At 35.6% G+C, this 21,011-nt stretch carries 14 protein-coding genes; 11 read left to right on the top strand and 3 right to left on the bottom strand.

Annotated features, from left to right (window positions below; all coding sequences use genetic code 11):
* Positions 1–112: 112 nt before the first annotated feature.
* From TD18_RS15465 to hemB, 4 genes are all read left to right on the top strand, one after another.
* Positions 113–883: an EI24 domain-containing protein gene (locus TD18_RS15465; protein WP_040254439.1), complete on the top strand. Its 771-nt coding sequence runs from the start codon at positions 113–115 to the stop codon at positions 881–883.
* A complete protein-coding gene (locus TD18_RS15460) occupies positions 880–1,416 on the top strand; it encodes a GNAT family N-acetyltransferase (RefSeq protein ID WP_040254436.1) in 537 nt (178 codons plus the stop codon). Before TD18_RS15465 ends, TD18_RS15460 begins: the two co-directional genes overlap by 4 nt.
* Before the next feature lie 72 nt (positions 1,417–1,488).
* Positions 1,489–2,391: an oxygen-dependent coproporphyrinogen oxidase gene (gene hemF / locus TD18_RS15455; protein WP_040254434.1), complete on the top strand. Its 903-nt coding sequence runs from the start codon at positions 1,489–1,491 to the stop codon at positions 2,389–2,391.
* A gap of 62 nt (positions 2,392–2,453) precedes the next feature.
* Positions 2,454–3,443, top strand: coding sequence for a porphobilinogen synthase (hemB, locus tag TD18_RS15450; protein ID WP_040254432.1), 990 nt, complete (start codon positions 2,454–2,456; stop codon positions 3,441–3,443).
* Between the two features lie 67 nt (positions 3,444–3,510).
* Here hemB and TD18_RS16865 read toward each other — a convergent pair whose 3' ends face one another.
* Positions 3,511–4,227, bottom strand: coding sequence for a GLPGLI family protein (locus TD18_RS16865; RefSeq protein WP_052461218.1), 717 nt, complete (start codon positions 4,225–4,227; stop codon positions 3,511–3,513).
* 80 nt (positions 4,228–4,307) lie between these two features.
* On the opposite strand from TD18_RS16865, the gene TD18_RS15440 reads away from it, so the two are divergent.
* From TD18_RS15440 to TD18_RS15410, 7 genes are all read left to right on the top strand, one after another.
* Positions 4,308–5,432 carry a CNNM domain-containing protein gene (locus TD18_RS15440; RefSeq protein ID WP_040254431.1) on the top strand — a complete coding sequence of 375 codons (1,125 nt, stop codon included), beginning with the start codon at positions 4,308–4,310 and terminating at the stop codon, positions 5,430–5,432.
* Between the two features lie 2 nt (positions 5,433–5,434).
* Entirely contained in the window at positions 5,435–5,908 is a 474-nt protein-coding gene (locus TD18_RS15435; RefSeq protein WP_040254429.1) for a methylated-DNA--[protein]-cysteine S-methyltransferase, read from the top strand.
* Positions 5,908–6,423, top strand: a complete 516-nt coding sequence (locus TD18_RS15430) for a PaaI family thioesterase (RefSeq protein ID WP_040254427.1) — start codon at positions 5,908–5,910, stop codon at positions 6,421–6,423. The genes TD18_RS15435 and TD18_RS15430 overlap by 1 nt, the downstream gene beginning before the upstream one ends.
* Before the next feature lie 15 nt (positions 6,424–6,438).
* Positions 6,439–7,593 carry a serine hydrolase domain-containing protein gene (locus TD18_RS15425; protein WP_040254425.1) on the top strand — a complete coding sequence of 385 codons (1,155 nt, stop codon included), beginning with the start codon at positions 6,439–6,441 and terminating at the stop codon, positions 7,591–7,593.
* A gap of 104 nt (positions 7,594–7,697) precedes the next feature.
* Positions 7,698–10,112, top strand: coding sequence for a penicillin acylase family protein (locus tag TD18_RS15420; protein ID WP_040254423.1), 2,415 nt, complete (start codon positions 7,698–7,700; stop codon positions 10,110–10,112).
* Positions 10,109–10,462, top strand: a complete 354-nt coding sequence (locus TD18_RS15415; RefSeq protein WP_040254420.1) for a hypothetical protein — start codon at positions 10,109–10,111, stop codon at positions 10,460–10,462. Before TD18_RS15420 ends, TD18_RS15415 begins: the two co-directional genes overlap by 4 nt.
* Before the next feature lie 27 nt (positions 10,463–10,489).
* Positions 10,490–11,203 (top strand): 3'-5' exonuclease, encoded by a 714-nt coding sequence (locus tag TD18_RS15410; protein WP_040254418.1) that lies wholly within the window; start codon positions 10,490–10,492, stop codon positions 11,201–11,203.
* 447 nt (positions 11,204–11,650) lie between these two features.
* On the opposite strand, the gene TD18_RS16860 is transcribed toward TD18_RS15410, so the two are convergent.
* Both TD18_RS16860 and TD18_RS15400 read right to left on the bottom strand, forming a co-directional pair.
* Positions 11,651–15,913 carry a reprolysin-like metallopeptidase gene (locus tag TD18_RS16860; RefSeq protein WP_052461217.1) on the bottom strand — a complete coding sequence of 1,421 codons (4,263 nt, stop codon included), beginning with the start codon at positions 15,911–15,913 and terminating at the stop codon, positions 11,651–11,653.
* 263 nt (positions 15,914–16,176) lie between these two features.
* The gene (locus tag TD18_RS15400) at positions 16,177–20,949 is read right to left on the bottom strand and encodes a reprolysin-like metallopeptidase (RefSeq protein WP_084205945.1); all 4,773 of its coding nucleotides are present in this window, start codon (positions 20,947–20,949) and stop codon (positions 16,177–16,179) included.
* Positions 20,950–21,011 lie beyond the last annotated feature (62 nt).

Genomic DNA, 21,011 nt, shown 5'->3' with positions numbered 1-21,011 from the left:
GCTATCAAAGATGAGCTCCAACAATTGCGCCATCGCTAACGCAAAATTGCGACACTTTTATTATTTTAGTTCTATAAATTAAAACTATTACTGAATTAGTTGGAAGTATGTTATGATAAAAAATATATTAAAAGGCATACAAGCATATTCAAGTGCTTTAAAATTAATATCAAGGCTAAGGCTTTGGAATTTTTTTTTCATTCCTATCGTTATTAGTATCGTTACTGCAACACTAATTTTTCTAACGGCTTACGGCTTATCGGATAATATTAGTGAGTTGATTCTGCGCATATTACCTGATTGGGCAGATAATTCTTGGGTAAAAGGAATTTTCTCATTTATTAGTGGAATTGTCATTTTAATTATTGGTTTAATTCTGTATAAGCACATTATTTTGGCATTATCTGCACCTTTTATGAGTCCTGTTTCAGAAAAAATAGAAGACCACTTAACTGGTATTGAAAGACATAATCACAGAAACACAACCTTTAATGAACAACTTTGGCGAGGTGTTAAATTAAATATGAGAAACCTTATCAAAGAACTCCTAATAACAATTCCTATTTTATTACTGAAGTTCATTCCTATTGTAAATATTTTTTCAACAATTTTACTGTTCATAATTCAAGCCTATTATGCTGGTTTTGGTAATATGGATTACACCTTAGAGCGTCATTTAAATTATCGTGAGAGTATTCAATTTCTCAGAAAACATAAAGGTATTGCCATTGGAAACGGAATTGTATTCATCTTATTTTTATTTATTCCCATTTTAGGAGTAATTTTGGTGTTACCATTGAGTGTGACGGCATCTTCCATAAATACAGTTAAACTTCTTAAAGAAGAAAATCGCTTTTTAGATCACAAAATTCTAACACCATGATAGCGCAATTTGAGGGTTACGAAATCAATCCCATTCATGAAGGTGATGCGTGGAAAATTTGTGACTTTGTAATTACAAATACTGATCGTTTAAAACGTTATTTCCCAAAGACCTTAGAGCAAAATTTAAATCCGACACTATCTAAAATCTACGTTGATAATCGCGTAAAATCGTTTCAGAATAAAGAATTGTTCGTATTCACTTTAAAACACTCTGAAACTCGGAAGCTGGTAGGATTAATTATCTTAAAAAATATAGATTGGAATTTTAAACAAGGGGAATTTGCTTATGCCATCGATTACAACTTTAACGGTAAAAAAATCATGTCAAAAGCCATTGAAAAACTATCAACTTATGCTTTTAAAACGTTAGGATTAGAACGATTACAAATCATAGCGCATAGAAACAATCAGCCAAGTATAAACGTCGCAATCAACAACAGTTTCAATTGGCAAAAAACCTTAAAAAATGCATTTACTCCAACTGGTGAACAACCTTTAGACATGGAGTTATACGAATTATATAAAGACTAAAACGTCCTGCAAGGTTTTAAAAACCTTACAGGAGAGCATATAGGATTTGAAAAAACAATATCAAATACTGAAATGAAAGATAAATTCTTCAACTACATACATGAATTACAAGACACCATCACTTCTGGTTTAGAAAAAATTGATGGTAAAGCAACTTTTCAAGAAGACCTCTGGAAACGTCCTGAAGGAGGAGGTGGTAGAACTCGTGTTATTGAAAACGGAAACGTATTTGAAAAAGGAGGCGTCAATATTTCTGGTGTTCACGGAAAATTACCTGAAAGCATGCAAAACTATTTTGGAGTTGAAGATGCCGATTTCTTTGCCTGTGGATTAAGTCTGGTTTTACATCCTAAAAATCCAATGGTTCCAACGGTTCATGCCAATTGGCGTTATTTTGAAATGTATGATAAAGATGGTAATATTGTGGACCAATGGTTTGGAGGCGGACAAGATTTAACGCCTTACTATCTGTTTGAAGACGATGCGAAACATTTTCATCAAACGTGTAAAACAGCTTGCGACAAACACCATCCAGAATTTTATCCAAAGTACAAAGCGCGTTGCGACGAGTATTTTTACAATACGCACAGAAATGAAGGTCGTGGTATTGGTGGTTTGTTTTTTGATTATTGCAAAGCTTCAGACGAGATGAGCATGCAAAACTGGTACGAATTTGTTACCGAAGTTGGCAATAGTTTCCTTGACGCTTATGTGCCTATCGTTGAGAAACGAAAGGATTTAGAGTACACAAAAATACAACGCGACTGGCAGGAAATTCGTCGAGGTCGTTATGTCGAATTTAATTTGGTTCATGATAAAGGCACCTTATTCGGATTAAAAACCAACGGAAGAATTGAAAGTATTTTGATGAGCCTTCCTCCTCATGTGCAATGGGTTTACGATCATCATCCAGATGCAGGAAGCGAAGAAGAAAAATTAATAAACATATTGCAAAATCCTATAGACTGGGTTTAGTAAAATAAATGTCAGGTTGAGCGCAGTCGAAACCTCAATAATCAATAAAAAACATAAATAATATGTTCCCTTTAAGAAGAAACCGAAGATTAAGAACCAACGAAGCGATTAGAAGTTTAGTTCGAGAAACCATAATTTCTCCTAATGATTTCCTTGTCCCTCTTTTTGTAGTGGAAGGAAAAGGTGTTAAGCAGGAGATTCCGTCTATGCCAAATTATTATCGCTTTAGTTTAGATTTGTTAGAACACGAAGTGAAAGAACTCTGGAAACTCGGTTTAAAATCGGTTTTACTTTTTGTTAAAGTGCCCGACAACCTTAAAGACAACAAAGGCACTGAAGCTTTAAACCCTAACGGACTCATGCAACGTGCTATAAAAACCGTTAAGAATGTGTGTCCTGGCATGTTAGTGATGACAGATGTTGCACTCGATCCCTATTCATCTTATGGTCATGATGGGATTATTGCTGATGGAAAAATCATCAATGATGATACTGTTGATGTATTAGCAGAAATGAGTTTGTCTCATGCACAGGCTGGAGCCGATTTTGTTGCACCAAGTGATATGATGGATGGTCGCATTTTAGCCATTCGTGAAGCTCTGGAAGACGATGGTTTTACAGATACCGGAATTATGAGCTACTCTGCAAAATACGCCTCTGCTTTTTATGGACCATTTCGTGATGCTTTAGATTCGGCTCCTGCTGATGTTAAAGACATTCCTAAGGATAAAAAAACCTACCAAATGGATTTTGCTAATCGTTTTGAAGCGCTTAAAGAAACCGAAATGGATATTGATGAAGGTGCAGATATCGTTATGGTAAAACCTGGCTTATGCTATTTAGATATCGTTCGTGAAATTAAAAATGAAGTCGATGTTCCTGTTGCAGTGTATCAGGTTTCTGGAGAATATGCAATGCTTAAAGCAGCTGCCGAAAAAGGATGGTTAGACCATGATGCAGTAATGCTTGAACAAATCACTGCTATCAAGCGTGCTGGAGCAGATATAATTGCAAGTTATTTTGCTAAGGATGTTGTTAAATTATTGGGCTAAACATCTTATAAACAGAATTTAGTATGAAAAGACGTAAATTGAACTAAAGATTCATAAACTACATTTTTTAGTTACCAAAAGGGTTTCCCGCTAAGCTTTTTAATTCTTCATTGGTAATTAAATCACCTTCCATTGGTTCATATATCTCTTCAAACTCTTGATAATCTAACTCAATATCTTGGACAATATAACTGAATTTGTTGTCGTAAAATTCTAAAATCATTCCTGGTAAACCGTTTACTCCTCTAGGACCATGCTTCACAAATATTTCTTTAGTAAACCATGCTACGCGCTTTTCGTTAGAGCTGTCAATTGCTTTTTGACATAAATACCCTTTAATTTCTTTTTTTTCTTCAGTAATCGTCCAATGTATCGTTTTAGATATTAACCGCTTTTTCTCTCCCATTAAATCAAATGTGCTGATATTGTAATCTCGGCTCCAATCTGTATAAAAATAGCGTTCTCCACCAGCTCTTATCCATGTTAAATGAACTACTGTTGGATTAATTGAAATAGCGCCATCAACATGTTCGAATTTAGGCGTGTCTTTATCCTCCACATAATATCCTGAAACGCTATCATTAAAAATCAAATAGCTTTCAACGTTTTGAGCGTTGTGCAGTAATTCTAAAGCATCATTTTGTTCCTGAGTATTTTCAGGATTTTCATAAGGCGCTTCAAACGTGCTTTTTTCTAAAGAAACGAGGTAAGTTATCTTTCCTTTTCCTTGAGACCATAGATTTAAATATCCAAAAAGCAAGACCAATAAAAATAAATTTTTCATAATCTAATTTAAGAAATAAATTTCAATCATGTTTTAAGTATTCATTTTGTAACTTCGCATTAACTAAATAAAAGACATTAATGGGATTACTTATATTCTACGCGCTTATATCTATTTTCTTTTCCTTTTTATGTTCCATTTTAGAAGCTGTTCTTCTAAGTGTTACTCCAACCTTTATTAATTTAAAAAAGAGTGAAGGAAAAACCTATGCTGAAGATTTAGAGACATTAAAGAAAGATGTCGATCGTCCTCTCATTGCCATACTTACTTTAAATACTATTGCACATACAGTTGGCGCAATTTTAGTTGGTGTACAAGCAAAAGTGGCTTATGCTGAACTTTACGGTACTACTTCAAGAACTGTTTTAGGCATTGAGTTTACAGAAGATATCATGGTAGGTGTGGTATCTACTATCATGACGATTCTTATTCTTGTGGCTTCAGAAATTATTCCGAAAACCATAGGAGCAACCTATTGGAAACAGTTGGCTAACTTTACGACCAAAGCTCTCCATGTTCTTATTTTTCCATTAAAATGGACAGGAATTCTCTGGATTTTACAATTGACTACAAAGTTAATTGGTGGCAAAGGCCATGGCAGTGTGTTAAGTCGTGAAGGGTTTTTAGTGATGGCCGACATGGCTCATGAAGAAGGTGTGTTTCAAGAGAATGAAAGCAAAATCATTAAAAATCTTTTAACCTTTAAAGAGGTCTTCGCTAAAGATGTGATGACACCAAGAACGGTTATGAAATCGGTTGATGAAGAAACAACTGTTGAAGATTTTTTCAAGCAAAATATGAATCTCCGATTTTCAAGAATTCCTATTTATTCAAATGATGCTGATAATATAAATGGTCTTGTATTAAAAGATGAAGTTTTTAAGGAAATGGCATTAGATCATGGCTCAAAAAAGCTTTCAGAATTAAAAAGAAACATTATTGTCGTTTCTCGAGACTTACCAATCCCTAAACTCTTTGAAAAATTAGTGGAGAGTAGAAATCATATGGCTTTAGTGGTAGATGAATATGGATCTGTAAGTGGTTTGGTTACAATGGAAGATGTTATTGAAACATTGCTTGGTTTGGAAATCATGGACGAAAGCGATAACGTATCAGATCTTCAGCATCTCGCTAGAAAAAGCTGGGAATCGAGAGCGAAAAAATTGGGCATACTAGAAGATAACACTTCCGAAGAAAACGAATAATATTGGAAAGTTGTATTATCAAATCGCCTTTAGGTTTTACCAAAATTGTTGGTGATAACGATGGTATTTCTGAAGTAACGATACTTAATTCCCAGGACAAAGAAACAGACATTATTCCAGTAGAACTTGAAGACTGCGTCATACAACTCCGAGAATATTTTGAAGGCACTCGAACTGAATTCGACCTCAAAATAAATCCGCAAGGCACAGAATTTCAACAAAAAGTCTGGAAGCAGTTAGAGCAAATTCCTTACGGAGAAACAATATCATATTTAGAACTTTCTAAACAACTTGGCGACATCAAAGCGATTAGAGCAGTCGCAAATGCTAATGGTAAAAATCCGTTGTGGATTATCGTTCCTTGTCATCGTGTCATTGGAAGTGATGGTAGCTTAACAGGTTATGCAGGTGGATTATCCAGAAAACAATGGTTGCTAGAACACGAAAGTCCGTACAAACAACAAAGCCTTTTTTGATGTATAAAATTGCCGACGAATTTTTACAACGCTTTTTTAAACCTTCTACTATTTATAAGTACGGATTTAACTGGTCACCAATGTATCGAAGAACAACGGCCAAAATTATTGAAGTTAGTGATGATTTACACAAAGTTGTCATTACTTTAAACCTCAACTGGAAAAACAGAAACTATGCTGGAAGTATTTTTGGTGGAAGTATGTTAGCAGCAACAGATCCCATTTATATGATCCAACTCATTCAAATTCTTGGCAATGACTATGTTGTTTGGGACAAATCCGTTGAAGCGCGCTACAGAAAACCTGCCAAACAAAGAATTTTTGGGGAGTTTATTTTTACTCCTGAAGAAATTGAACACATCAAAAAACATATTGCCATTTCAAATGAAATGGATCTTACTAAAACCATGAACCTTGTTGATGTGGAACAAAATAAAATTGCTACTTTTAATAAAACCCTTTATATAGCCAATAAAGACTTTTACAAACAAAAACTAAAACAACGCCAAGCATAACACTGATATTCTCAAATGAAATACCTTAAAAAGCTATTAAAATTTATAATCCTGTTTTTGGGATTACTTATTATCGTTTTATACATCACAGATACCGATTACTTAATCAAAGCTGTAAGAACTATTTATTTGAAAGGCCATACAACAGCCTTTTTAGAAGATTACAAAGAATTCGATAATCAAACAATCGAGGCTTCAGCAAATCCAATAGCATGGTCAAACCATAAAGATTATAATTCGGCTCAACCCACAGAAATCTTAAAAAAAGCAAATAAAAATTGGGGTACAATCGCTTATCTTATTATAAAAAATGATAGTATTTGGTTTGAAAATTATTATGATGGTTTTGGTGAAGATTCCAAATCCAATTCGTTTTCAATGGCAAAAAGCTATGTTTCTGGTTTATTAGGAAAAGCAATAATGGATGGTCATATAAAAAGTTTAGACCAACCTGTTTGCGATTTCTTACCAGCATTTTGTGAAGGAAAAGCATTTACAATGACGGTTGGTGATTTATCATCAATGGCTTCAGGCACAAATTGGGATGAAGCTTATTATTCTCCTTTGTCTATTACAACTAGGGCTTATTTTGATGATGATTTGGCTAAAGTGATGAACGGACTTAAAGTCGTTGATGAACCTGGACAACGTTTCAAGTATGCCAGTGGAGATACACAAATGTTAGCTATGGTTATTGAAAAAGCTACTGGAAAAAAACTATACAACTATCTTGAAGAGAGCTTCTGGAAACCTCTTGGAAGCGAAAACAGCACCTTGTGGCAAGTTGATAGTGAAGATCATGATTTGGTAAAAGCCTATTGTTGCATTGCTAGTAATGCCAAGGATTTTGCTCGATTTGGAAAATTGTATAAAGATCATGGAAAATGGAACGGACAACAACTTTTAGATTCTGCATTTGTAGCTAAATCTGTTACGCCACGTTTTCCTGAAAGTCCAGAATATGGTTATGGCTGGTGGCTCATTGAACATTTAGGGAAACCGTTTTTTATGATGCAAGGTCATCTCGGGCAATATGTTATCGTACAACCTGATGACAACATAATTATTGTTAGACTAGGACATTCAAAAGGTCCTGGCAATCCTTTAGAATCATACACTGACGATATTTACATTTACATTGAAGAAGCTTATGAAATGCTAAATAATTAGTAGTTCGAATTACAATATTATATGAATCAAAAAGTATTACATGTATAAAAATGTAGATTATATTCTATATTTTCATATCTTTAATGCTGTATAGTTATACCATTATGAAATACTTGAAGCTCGTTAGTTCTATTTTAGCTACAATAGCCATTTTTTATGTTTTAAATACCAAACTTGGTAGCCTTCCTCCTCTTGGTAAATTTTTAGCGCCAAACGAAGGTATTTGGCAAAATGAAACTGATGATGCCACTACAGGTAGTGTTTCAATTAATGGATTGGAAGATGAAGTCACTGTGCATTATGATGCACAACTCATTCCTCATGTCTTTGCCAAAAATGATTACGATTTATACAAAGCTCAAGGGTATATTACTGCCAAACATCGTTTGTGGCAAATGGAGTTCCAAACCTTTGCGGCTGCTGGGCGAATTTCAGAAATTATTGGTGAAAAAGGTCTGGATTTTGACAGAGCACAGCGTAGAAAAGGAATGCTTTTTGGTGCCGAAAACAGCTTAGAGGTAATAAAAAAAGATCCAGAATCTCTTAAACATCTTCAAGCATACAGTGATGGTGTTAATGCCTATATCAATCAGCTTCAACCAGAAGATTATCCTGTTGAGTATAAATTATTAGATTACCAACCTGAAGCTTGGAATATTGATAAAACCATGCATTTATTAATGTATATGACTGATATGCTCTGCGGAAAAGATTCCGATTTGGAATACACTAATATGCTTCGGAAATTTGGCAAAGCGCGTTTTGATTTACTATTCCCTGATTTTTTTGATGTTAATGATCCTGTCATTCCGAAAGAACAAGACTGGTGCTTTATTGATGTTGAACAAACTGAACTTCCTCTTAGTGAAATGCCTCTCGATTCCATTTCTGAAACGATGGAAAAACCGCATCCAAACAATGGCAGTAACAATTGGGCTGTAAGTCCGCAAAAATCATATTCTGGTAATGCTATTCTGGCTAACGATCCGCATTTAGGTTTAAAATTACCTTCAATCTGGTTTGTAATGCAATTACATTCGCCTAATCAAAATGTGTTTGGAGCCACTCTTCCTGGTGCCTTAGGAATTATTATCGGTTTCAATAATGATATTTCCTGGGGCGTTACCAATGCAACTCGAGATGTCAAAGACTGGTATAAAATTGAATTTCAAGATGAAAGCAGACAAGCATACAAATATGATAATGCCTGGAAAAAAACATCTTTAAGACTTGAAGAAATTAAAGTTAGAGGAAAGGAAACCTTTATTGATTCTGTAATTTATACGCATCATGGTCCTGTGAGTTACGATCATACCTTTAAAAGTGATGATGCTAAAAAGGGCTATGCTATGAAATGGGCAGGTCATAAAGGTCACAACTTTACAGAGTTGTTTTTAAAACTGAATAAGGGTAAAAATTATGATGATTATGTAGCGGCTATTTCCAATCACGTGGCTCCAGCACAAAACTTTGCTTTTGCCTCAACTAAAGGTGACATTGCCTTATGGATTCAGGGTGAATTTCCCAATAAGTGGGAAGGTCAGGGTAAATTTTTGCTTGATGGAAGCAACCCTAAACACGACTGGCAAGGTTATATTCCTACAGCATTTAATGCTCATATTAAAAACCCTGAACGTGGTTATGTAAGTTCTGCCAATCAGCATCCAGTTGATGAATCGTATCCGTTTTATGTGTTTAATGATGGCTATGAAACTTACAGAAACCGAGTGATTAATGAGTATTTCAGACAAAGAGAAACCTTAAGTATTCAAGACTTCAAAAGACTTCAAAATAATAATTTGAATCTTAAAGCTCAAGAACTCGTACCATTTATGCTAGCTAGAATGGAAACGCCTGCACTTACTAAAGATGAACAATTACTTCTAAATCATATAAGACACTGGAATTTTAATACTCATATTGATAATGTAGGGCCAAGTATCTGGTCTGCATGGATCAAACACTTATATCGAATGACTTGGGATGAATTTGATATTGAAGATGAAGCCATGAAGGCGCCTTTTATGTATCAAACTATTTACATGCTGAAAAATCATCCAAATGATACGTTTATGGATATTGTAGACACGCCAAAAAAAGAAACAGCAATTGATTTGTTTACGCTTTCATTTAAAGCTGCTGCTGAAGAATTGAAAGAATGGCAAACTGAGAATGGCGAGTTTAACTGGAAACAATATAAAGGTGCTTATGTTGGTCATTTATTACAGTCATTACCTGCCTTTTCAAGATTTGACATTCCTATTGGAGGTGATCGAAACACAGTCAATGCTTCTGATGTAAATCATGGCCCTTCATGGCGAATGATTGTTGAAATGTCTTCGCCACCAAAAGCTTATGGTATTTATCCTGGAGGTCAATCTGGAAATCCTGGAAGTCGTTACTATGATAATTTTATTGACGATTGGGCAGCAGGAGTCTATTATGATTTATTGTTTATGCAGAATCAAAACACAACCGAAGGAGTCACAGCGACGCAAACCCTAACACCAAACCAATGAAAAAAAACCTGATCAATTTTATAGCCACAATCATTATCGCTTTACTACTCTCTCAGGTTTTACCTTGGTGGTCTGTGATGCTAGCGAGTTTTATAACAGCGATACTTTTCAGTTTGAGAAAGAGTGCTGTATTTTTTGTGCCGTTTTTTGCTATGGTTCTGTTTTGGATGGTGTATGCGTTCTGGTTGAGTAATGCCAACGATTTTACATTATCTAAAAAGATTGCAGTCTTATTGCCACTAGAAGGCAATCCTTACCTGCTTATTTTGGTTACAGGTATTGTTGGCGGACTAGCCGCTGGAATTGCTGGAATTTTCGGAAAGCAATGTGCTATGTTATTAAGAAAGTAAAGACTTTTAAATTAAAGTTAAAATGATATGATCTCAAAACTCAACTTAGAACACATTTTGTTTTTAGATATTGAAACCGTTCCTGAAACTGAACATTTTTCAGATTTAGATGAAACGAAACAACAACTTTGGGAATTAAAATCGCAATACCAGAGACGTGATGAGTTTACTGCTGAAGAATTTTATGATCGTGCAGGTATTTGGGCCGAATTTGGTAAAATTGTTTGTATTTCGGTTGGATATTTTACCTATCAAGGTGATGTGAGAACCTTTAGAGTGACCTCATTTTATGGAGATGAAGTTAAAATATTGAAAGATTTTAAAAATTTATTAATTTCTCATTTTAGTCAGACCAAGCATTTACTTTGTGCACATAATGGAAAAGAATTTGACTTTCCGTATATCGCAAGGCGAATGATTATCCATAATATCGAATTGCCTTATAAATTAAATCTCTTCGGAAAAAAACCATGGGAAGTACCTCATCTTGATACTTTAGAATTATGGAAATTTGGAGATTATAAAACCTATACCTCTTTAAAGTTACTCACGAATGTTTTAGGCATTCCTTCTCCTAAAGATGACATTGATGGTAGTGAAGTATTTGGTGTGTATTATAAAGAAAAAGATATCGATCGCATTGTTAACTATTGTGAAAAAGACACCATTGCTGTAGCTCAAATATTTTTAAGATTGCGAGGCGATGAGCTGCTTCACGACAATGAGATTATTCATATTTAACAAGAATCTGATATCACTTTATAAGTTACACTATTGATTCTCTACTTAATTAAAGGTAATGACTTTTTTATTGGCATTCCGAACGAGAAACGAGGAAGAATCTTATAATTATTTAGATTTATCGTCGCTCATTCTTCAATCTGTCGAATCCTATAAAAATTATCAATGTTAAAGACCCTTCGACTGCGCTCAAGGTGACATAATTAATATTATATAACAGATTCATTTAGTTATTATATCTAAACTAGATTATTTAGTCACGCAAAAAGGATTGAATGGAATGTTTGAAATCCTTTTTTTGTTTTCAAAAAAAGATTGAGTAGTGAAAGCCTGGTTTATAGTTTTATACCATTTTCATTTAAACTTTTATAAAACTATAAATTTGCCCAAATAAAAAAAGCCCAGACATGACATCTGGACCTTTCTCAATTAATAGTTAGTTAATTGTTACTGTTTGATAAAGCGTTTTGTTAAGGTTTCGCCTTCTGTAGTAAATTTAATTTGATACATAGCACCTTCTAATCCGCTTACATCTATCGATTTGCTATCAAGTTTTCCTTTTGAAACCAGTTGTCCTACCATATTGTAAATTTCGTAGGATACGTCTTTATAGCGCGTTGCTACATTTAAGATATGACCTTTTACTGGATTTGGATACAACTTGATATCATTCATACTTAAACTAATTTGATCTTTTGCAGTTTCTCCTTTAGAAGTACCTGTTAAACAGAAATTAGTCGTTTGAGAACTCGTAAATGATCCACCAGACGCTAGTGTTGCTCCAGTATCTGTGTTCGTTAATGTATAAGATCCATTACCATAAGCACAGCAAATTCCGTCACCATACGTATCTGTGATTTGGAAATCGTAGCAACCATCATCTAAACAACCCACAGCGATATTGAGCGTAGAGCCATCTGCCTGAGAACCATAAGTTCCGCCTGAAGCTACAGTTTGACCTGATGAATTTTTAATTGTCCAAGCCGTTTCTTCAGGATAATTATCGAACGTAATCGATAGATTAACATTAGAACATCCTGAGCCACTTCCGCCTCCAGCAGTCAACCCAATATTATCTATGGCAATATCTGCTTGCCATGTATTTCCAGTAACACGATTGAATCGTAATTGAACTGATCCGCCTACATAAGCAGCAAGGTCTAAATCAACAGACTGCCAAGAGTTACCTTGATTAGATCCAGATTCGCTCCAGATACTAGTCCAAGACGATCCGTTATTACTGCTCGCTTCAACAGAGATACTTCCTAAATTATTTGCGCCATACATATGGTAATCAAAGGTAAAATTAGCTTCCGTTTCTCCGCTTAAATCGAAACAAGGTGAATTTAAGATTGCTGTTTTACTTGGATAGTTTGGTGAAGACGCCTCAACAAACACGTACCAGTTTCCGTCAGAACCACTAGATGGCCCTGTATTACTTGAAGGTGTTCCATTGCTATCCCTTGTCCAGTTAAGATCGTCTCCAGAAGTCTGTGACCATGCACCAAAGCCACTTTCAAAACTCTCGCTATATGGAAAAGAAGAAATTCCTCCAGAACACCCTCCTGTAGAAGGCTGTGTCACTATTACAGTTCTTGTACGTTGCGTTGCTGCGTTTCCTGCCGCATCGCTAACATTATAGAATCGCGTATACGTTCCTGCAGCATTGGTATTAACTGTTCCTGTAATTACAATACTTGAAGTCAAGTTGCCATCAACATTATCGGTTGCAGTTGCTCCCAATTCGTTGTAGGTATCTCCAACTTCTAAATTTATGGTTGATGCTCCGTTTAAGGTAATCACTGGTGGCGTTGTATCTGCAGGTTGCGACACGACAACTGTTCTTGTGCGTTGTGTTGCTGCGTTTCCTGCTGCATCACTTACATTATAAAAACGTGTGTACGTTCCAGCAGTGTTGGTATTAACTGTTCCTGTAATTACAATACTTGAAGTCAAGTTGCCATCAATATTATCGGTCGCAGTAGCTCCTAATTCGTTATAGGTGTCTCCAACTTCTAAATTTATGGTTGATGCTCCATTTAAGGTAATCACTGGTGGCGTCGTATCTGGTGTTCCAGCAGCTAGGTTTACCGTATAATCTTCAACTTCACCATAGGTAAATGATTCGCAAGATGTTGGAATCCCATTATATTTCATAGACACACGCATTCTTGTTGCGCCATTAACAGCGCTTGTTGGCACTGTAAAACTGCCACTTACTGGTGTGTTTTGAGTTGCAGATTGCGACCAGACCTGTTCTCCGGAATCTGTAAAATCACCATCTTTATTATAATCAATCCACACGGAATAACCTTCAGAATAGACGGTTCCTGTCCAGGTTGGAGTGACTGTAATAGTATATTGATTTCCTTTGGTCAGGTTTGTTGAAATTGAAGTAAAATTCGAATAAAATTGTGCACCAGACGTATTGTTGATCGTATTTAACTGAACTCTACTGATGTATTCGTCGTTCACATTTGTACTTGCGGAGTTACAATACGTTAATTGCACTTCTGTCGTTGTGAAATTCACTGATGAACTGTAAGCAGAATTACTTCCACCAGAACATTTACTTCTTACTTGTGCTTCATATTGCGTTAATGCTGTTAAACCCGTAAGGTTTGAAGATATTCCAGAGACCGCATTGGTCGTCCATGTCGACGTACCAGTAACTCGATATCTTAAATCATAAGACGCTCCTGAAACGGCATTCCAACTTAAAGTTGCCGTTGAAGAACCAACATTTGATGCTGATAATCCTGTTGGGACAGTAGCTGTACAAGATACAGCTCCAGAAATGGTAAAGTTGGTATTAGAAATATCGAAAAAGATATTGTTTGCTCCTTTGACCATTACTCTGTTTTGTGTGCCTTGATTGTTTGGTACAGTAATGGTTTGAGACCCATCGTTTGCAACACCAGAAGCCAAAGTAATTGGATAAGTGTTTCCGCCATCTGTAGATAAGAAAATATCAACTGTTGTTGCATTTACACCATTTCCAGTTGTTCCTGCAACATTCCAAGTAACTGTTTCAGTTGCACCAGCATTCCAAGTTACATTTGTATTGGGAGAGTTAACCACAAAAGGTCCTGCAGTTCCATTAACAGTAACAACCATATCATCACTATTATTTGTTGCGCCTCCTGCTTTATTATCTCTAACTGTTAGTCTGAAATTTAAACTACGTGCCACATTAGGAACAGCTTCCCATTGCCAAGAAGTTGCACCAGTTTTTATCGTAGATAATCTTGGGAAATAACGTTTTGTATCGGTTGTAGGACTGTAAGATCTGAAAGCTACACCAGAAGTTGCATTGACACTCGGATACGTTGTTGATGCATTGTTTTCGTCATATTGTTCCCAGCAGTACGTTAACACATCTCCTGAATTAGCATCAGTAGCTGAGCCTTCAAGAACAAATGCCGTTCCTTTTGGAATTGTGTAATTAAAGCCAGCATTTACAGATGGCACTGCATTTCCTGTAGCCGTATTTGTCTGGCAACTGGTTGTTTTAATATAGTTGGTAATTTGTTCTATTGATCGTGCATGAAAATAAGGATCACTATTAGATTGTACATCTGTTGCTCCTGTAATTCCTGCATAACCCATTATTGTAGATCCACTACCAGGTTCCATTTGCGCATTAGTTCCCTCATTTCCATTGAACGTCCAGGTATGATTTCCACCAAACTGGTGACCAATTTCATGAGCCACATAATCCACATCGAAAGGGTCTCCTTCAGGATCTGTACGCGATGTAAATCCGCTACCTTTTTGACCATTTACACAAACACAACCAATACATCCTGCGTTTCCATTATTTGATGCACGAGCGAATAAATGTCCGATATCATAATTAGATTCTCCTATTACACTCGTTAATGTTGATTGCAATTGCGAATTGTAAGAACCGGAGGATGTATAAGGATCAGAATTGGCACTTGTATAAATCACATTAGCATTGTTAGCGATAAGCACCATAGTGACGTTAAAGTCATTCTCAAAAATTCCGTTAACGCGCGTCATTGTTGCGTTAATTGCAGCAAGAGCCAATGCTTTTGTTCCACCATGATACGCAGTATATTCTCCAGTTGTTGAAACTGCCAAACGGTAAGTTCTTAAAATACCATCATCTGCGTTTCTAGCTGCAAATCCAGAATCCATAGCATTGTTCATCTTATCTGTAACAGTACATTCAAAGTCATCACTAAAATCTAAACGTTGTGATCTTGTAAATACCGTATATTGAGATAAGTCCTCTGTATAGGCTTCGATAAAAGCTGCTGGCTTATTAGCAGACAAGCGCATACTTTGAAAACCTAAAGGAGAGATACTAAATCTGATTACTGCTGTTGGATCATCTACCCCTTGTCCAGCATAAGATTTGATATCTGGGAATTGCTCAGCCAAATCAGGATGCAATACAGAAGCTTCTACGATTCTGAAGCGCTCAAATTGTCCATTTTCATCAGGAAACGATAAGATAACATTCGATGATTTAGAACCATCATTTCGTTTTGGAACATTTACCAAAGCTTGTTTTAAACCTTCAATACTCAAACCATAGGTTTGTGTTTTGGGCAAGTTTTGTTTACTTGCTTTAATGGTTTGATTAGTTGCTTTGGATTGTCTCTGCCAAAAAGATTTCCCTTGAGACCATGAGAAGTTTACACTCATTAATACAATGAGAAGAAGTAATTTAATTTTCATTCTTTAGAGGGTTAAAAGATTAGTAGTATAGTAAAAATTCGAAAATGAAAATATGGATTTTTCGCAAAAAAAAAGTCACAATGTTAATAAGTTTGCATTAAAAATTGAAAATTTACGGTTTTTCCGTACATATTTTGAAGAAAACTACTACAATTAACAAAATCGATAAAACCCTTTAGTCAATTCTGTAATGAGTAGAGTTTGTTGTAGAACAAAAAAAGCCTGGCTTGCACCAGACTTTTTTAAAATTAAATATTCTGCTCTTATTTTACAACAACTTTTCTGCTGATTGTATTTGACTTGTTAGTAAGCTGAACTAAATAAACTCCGTTTGAGAAATTAGAAGCATCAATAATATTTCTATTTATAGTTGTATCTAAATTGGTTCTGATAATTTCTCTTCCTTGAATATCATAAAGTATTAAGGACGTGTCTTCCAGTAATTGTCCTTTGACTACAATCTGCTTTAAATTGGTGTCACTATAAATTTGGATGGCATCCAGACTAGATTCAGAAACTGTTAATGTTTCTACTTCAAATCTCAAATAAAATCGGCCAGTTCCTTGTAAATCGCTGTTAGCAGTTAAACTATAATCTGATGTATTTAATAATGTGATGGTATTTGTGAGGGTATCTTCAAAATATACATCATAATCTAAATCAGACGTGTTCATACTTATAGTAACTTGTTGACCTTGTAAAAGATTAATCCCAATTGGAATCAAAGTTGTACCATTAACATCATCATATCCTATGGTTTGAATTGCCATGTTTAAATCCTGACCTCCTTCAGTTAGTTCAGAATAAATCGAAAATGATGATGGTTCTTCTGAAAATAATTCAGCATCATAGGCTAAATCTAAACCAAGAGTCGCATTATCTTTAAAGTAAATATCCGTATTATAAGTTTTTTCTGTTGTTGACATTGTTAATACAAAATGAGCGAGAGCTCCTGAATTTCTTCCAGCAATAAAATCATCTGAAGTACCAATAGATCTCATAGATGGATTAAAAACAACATTTGAACCTCCATCTTTAGACGACACGAAGAATCCCTGACCTGGAGCGATTAAACTTCCAGGATTATTATCTGAATATGCCATGTTATAGATGGTCCATTCAGTACCATATGTCAAATCTGCATCATAGCCATAGACTGCAACGGTATTTGGATCTAATTCATTTAAGTTTGCTAATAAGAAATCTTCCAACTTAATATAAGATGTATATGGATTTCCGATTAAATTCCATTTATCATATTCGGTGCCTGTTTTTACAATAGGTACGCTTAAAGATTGATTGGTTACAGCTCCTGAAAATGTGAACGTGCCATCATCGGTAGAGGCCGCACGATACCCTTTAGCCGCTTCTAAATTTACAGCTTCTGCGTTAGAGAAGAGACCGTAGGTGTTTGCAGGCTTTTCAAACGGACCGAAAAGATATAACGTTTGTTCTGTGTTAGCAAACACATTTGAATTATTAGAGATGAAATCAGTAAAAGGCTCTCCACTAACAGGAGGAGCAATTAAATCATTACCTCCAGCATTATCTGTGACATGTCGATTGTATGTCACATCGCCAGTAACTGTTCCATCAACTAGTAAACTTGAAAACACAGTCGAACTTGAGTTTAAAATAAGATTTCCATTGTTTAAAACGTCGATATCACCAGCCACAGTAATATTATTTGTTTGAGGAATATTTAAGGTTGCACCTGTGTTTATTGTGAGGTCATTTATACTGATATCAGTAACTGTATTATAAGTACCATCTAAAATCAATACATTATCAGCAGTTGACGTTTCATCTGGAGCACTAGGATCCCAAGTACCTCCAGAATATAATAATCCGTCAAATTTGACATTCACTGTATAATCTTCAACTTCGCCATCAAAATCTGTTAAGCAAGCAGTAGGATCAGCATTATATTGTGTGGAAACTCTCATTCTTGTGTTACCAAAAATCATACTTTCAGGAATAGCAACAGATAAGGTAGGTAAAGCTCCATCTGCAACATTTTGAATATCACCTAAATCATATTCTTCTCCAGGATCATCGAAATCACCATCAATATTCCAATCTATCCATACAAATGTATGCACAACAAAATTCCCATCTGTATCAACATGAACAGTTAGGTCTACTGATGAGCCTTGCAACACATCAGTGGTTATATTTGTAAAGTCTTCGTATCCAACATCTTTTGGTGAACCATCAACATTATCAATAGAACCAAATATCACACGTGTTACTCCAGTTTCAAATTGCGTATCTCCAAAAGAATCACAATATGTAATAGGAGGCGGACCTCCTATCCCAATATGATCTATGGCTATATCACTGGAAAATCCGTCACCTGTTGTTCCCGTAATACGAATTTTGACGTTTTGGTTTAAATAAGAGGCTAAGTCGATACTTTGACTGTTCCAAATATTACCTAAGTCGCCGGAAGTAGAAAAAATTAATGTCCAATTATTCCCATTGTCACCAGAAATTTCAACATTTATGGTTCCTGCATCAGCACCATACGAATGGTAATAAAAAGTAAAATATGCTTCGGTAAGTCCAGAAAGGTCAAAACAAGGAGATTCTAAAATAGCTGTTGCGTTAGCACCAATTTCTCCCGGAGAACCATTAGATGATGCCTCTAAAAACAAATAATTGCCACCCGTTGTAATATCATCTGAAGGTCCTGTGTTTCCTGACGGTGTTCCGTCAGCGTCCAAAATCCAGTCTCCATCATCACCTGATGCCTGCGTCCAGTCGCCTAGGTCTGTATCAAAGGTTTCCAAGTAAGGAAAGCTTGTGATTTGAGTTCCAGTACAAGGTGGTAATACAGGTGTTGTAAAAGTAATGATTGATGAATAAGCAGATGTAGACGTATCAGGACATCGGCTTCTAATTTGGGCTTCATAGGTCGTTTCCGGAGATAATCCATTTAAAGCAATCGTCGTATTACTCGTGGACGCATCCATCCAAGTCCCAGAACCCACTTCTCTATACTGAATATCAAAGACAACATTATCAATATTATCCCAAGACAGCGTAGCAGATGTCGCACCTACACCAGAAGCAATAAAACTAGTTGGAACAGTTGCTGTACAAGGTAAAGGTGCTGCAATAGTAAAATTAGTATTTGAAATATCAAAGAAAATATTATTAGCACCTCTTACCATAACCCGGTTTTGAGTTCCTTGATTATTTGGCACGACGATATCATGCGAACCATCATTTGGAACTCCGGTTGCTAAAGGAATTGTGTAGGTGTCTCCACCATCTGTTGAAAGAAAAATATCGACATTTGCAGCATTTATTCCGTTACCTGTTGTGCCTGCAACATCCCAAGTGACTGTTGCGAAAGAACCTTCATTCCATGTGATATTTGTATTTGGCGAATTTACAACAAAAGGTCCTGCAGTTCCATTAACTGTAATTTCGACATCATCACTGTTATTTGTACCTCCTCCTGCAACATTATCTCTAACCGTAAATCTGAAATTAAGTGTTCTTGCCACGTTTGGCACGGCTTCCCATTGCCATGAAGTTGAACCAGTTTTAATCGTTTCTAATCTAGGGAAATAGCGGTTCGTTTCAGATGAAGGCTCGTAACATCTAAATGCAACACCTGTTGTAGCTGTTGTACTTGGGTATGTAGAAGTGGCATTGTTTTCATCCATTTGCTCCCAAACATAAGACAGTTGATTAGAAGGTGTATCTGCATCTGTCGCTGAGCCATCTAACACGAAAGGAGTCCCTCTTGGAATTGTATAATCAGAACCTGCATTAACTACAGGAACAGCATTCATAGTATTTGTATTCGTTTGGCAACTTGTACTTTTAACATAATCGGTTACTTGTTCAATTGAAACTGCATGAAAATTTGGCGTTACATTTGGTTCAACATCTGTAGCACCAGTAATTCCAGCATAACTCATAATTGTTGTACCACTTCCTGGTTCTACTTGTACATTAGTCCCTTCGTTTCCATTAAAAGTCCATGTATGATTTGCACCAAATTGGTGTCCCATTTCATGAGCTACGTAATCGACATCAAAAAATTCCCCTTCAGGAACTGTGGCTGATGTCCATCCGCTTCCTTTTTGATTATTGACACAAACGCATCCTATACAACCAGCATTTCCATTGTTTTGCAGATTGGCAAATAAATGTCCGATATCATAATTTGCTTCACCAATAACACTAGTTAATGTTGATTGTAACTGACTGTTATAATTTGCTGTTGTATTTCCATAAGGGTCAGTTGCTGTATTTGTATAAATGACATCATCAGTATTTCCAATTAAAGTCATTTTTACATTAAAGTCAATTTCAAAAATTCCATTAACACGAGTCATAGTTTGAACAATTGCAGCTAATGCTAAAGGCTTTGTTCCTCCATGATAGTTGGTATATTCTCCGGTAGCCGAGACTGCTAATCGATAGGTTCTCAAAATACCATCATCAGCATTTCTCATGGACATAGTATTGTCTGAATTCATTGATCTATTCATACTCTCTGTTACTGAGCATTCAAAATCATCATTCATATTTAATGTGTTTGCTCTTGTGAATACTGAATACATAGTAGCATCATCAGTAATTGCTTCAATAAATGAAGCTGGCTTATTAGCCGACAATCTTATACTTTGAAAACCTAAAGGTGTTACACTAAATCTTATTATGGCTGTTGGATCATCTATCCCTTGTCCTGCATAAGACTTAATGTCTGGATATCTTTCAGCTAATTCAGGCTCCATAACTGAAGCTTCAAAAACTCTGAAACGTTCGAATTGTCCATCAGCGTTTGGAAATGATAAGACCAAATTAGTTGACTTACCAGACTGAGATGATTCATTCAAAGTCTGTCTTAAAGCTTCAGTATTTAGAGTAAAAACTTGAGTTTTTGGAAGATATTGTTTCCCTGCTTTTACTCTTAAATTATTAGTTGTAGTTTGTTTTTGCCAAAGTGATTTACTTTGTGCCATCACAACGCAAGTGCTCATTAAAAAAATAAGTAGGAGTAGTTTAATTTTCATTATTTTAGATATCTAAAGGATTTATTGTCGGTAAATATATCATATTTAAGTGATTTTTTTTC

Source organism: Psychroserpens mesophilus (genome assembly GCF_000826645.1).
GTDB classification, from domain to species: Bacteria; Bacteroidota; Bacteroidia; order Flavobacteriales; family Flavobacteriaceae; genus Psychroserpens; species Psychroserpens mesophilus.
The sequence above is the reverse complement of the archived record's forward strand: the minus strand, read 5'-3'. Positions and strand labels throughout refer to the sequence as shown.